Source organism: Sulfurimonas sp. (genome assembly GCF_032250635.1).
Lineage (GTDB): Bacteria > Campylobacterota > Campylobacteria > Campylobacterales > Sulfurimonadaceae > Sulfurimonas.
On the sequence record NZ_JAVVFL010000279.1, the window covers coordinates 1 to 1,360 of the forward strand.

Annotated in this window: 2 protein-coding genes; both read right to left on the reverse strand. The window is 40.7% G+C overall.

Annotated elements, in window-relative coordinates:
* A partial coding sequence (locus tag RQ763_RS11745; protein WP_314153178.1) for a tRNA pseudouridine(13) synthase TruD occupies positions 1-806 on the reverse strand: 806 nt, incomplete at its 3' end.
* Positions 807-880: 74 nt separating this feature from the next.
* A partial coding sequence (locus tag RQ763_RS11750) for a riboflavin kinase (RefSeq protein ID WP_314153180.1) occupies positions 881-1,360 on the reverse strand: 480 nt, incomplete at its 5' end.

A 1,360-nucleotide genomic window follows, 5' to 3' on the forward strand; every position in this document is an offset into this window, starting at 1 on the left:
GGATAAACTAGGGCTTCACGTCTTTGACCCTTTTCCTGCAAAAACTCATCATCGTACTTTGCTTCTATCTCCGCCGCATCATATTTTGCACGAAAGACATCTCGACCGCAAAGAAGCCCTGTCGGTACCAATTTTTTAGCCGCAAACTCTTTTGATGGTATTAGCTTTAGAGTTGAGAGTTTGCCATCTTTTGTTGCATAAACATCGCCGCTAAGAAGCATAAACTCCGAAGAGCCGCTCTCTTTTGTGAGCATTATCCTCTCTCTTAACCACTCGTTAAAGTAGTAGCTCTGATAAACAGAGATCAAAAAGCTTTTAAGTTTCGCGTCTTCAATAAAGAGTTCGCCCTTTATCATCTCTCTAGATTGCTCAATACTATCTGCATCGCGCCCGAATCTTTGGTAGCCGAAGTAGTTTGGAAGTCCGTTTTTTGCTATTTTTCTGGCAACTTTCTCTATCTTTCCCGCGTCAATTGCATCAACCTCGTAAAGATTTATGCTAAATCTGTTTCCTGCCAAATCTCCCATTCTAATGGAGTGCGAATGTCTTGTCGTACTTAAGATTTTAATCTGCTTGTGCTGAAATTTTTTAAGCATATACTCATTTTTTGTCTCCACAGAGAGGTACTGCGTAGTCGTCGCATGTTTGTCTTTAAGTCCAGCGTAACCTATCTTTTGAGCGGGAATAGCCAAGTATTCAGCAAAGATGGCAATCATGTCCCAAGTCGTAAGCTCAACTTTTTGCACTTTTAAAATGAGGTAATTTCCTCTGCCTAAAAACTCTTCCATAGGAATCTCATCGACCACGAAATCTTTTTCATTTTGGTAAAATTTTAGATCAATATCCTGTACGCTGTGTAGATACTCTCTGTCCAGCTCTTTTATAATTGTAGAAATTTTAGCTCCTTTGAAGCGATTGCTATATCTTTTTTTATAGCTTTTCTTAACTCATCTAACGAGTCAAACTTTTTGTTTTCTCTGATAAAGTTGACAAAACTAATGCTTGCGCTCTCTTTGCATGACACTTCGCCATCAAGTATATGGCTCTCTAGCGCGAAACTTCCATCCGTTGTTACTCTGTGCCCTACAAAAGAGACCGATGGATGAAAATGCTCCTCATCATCAATGCGCGTAAGCGTAACGTAAACACCCTCTTTTGGCATCAAAAACTCTTTTGCCTCTACGTTTATAGTAGCTACCAGCTCTTTTTTGCCTATGCCCTGACCTGAGACGACATGCCCTTTGATAGTGTAATTATGCCCTAAAAAAGCGTTAGCTCCCTCTATATCTCCGATTTGAAGCTTTGCCCTTATCTTGTGGGAGTGCACGGAATCGCCGTAAAGCGAGACCTCCTCAATCAC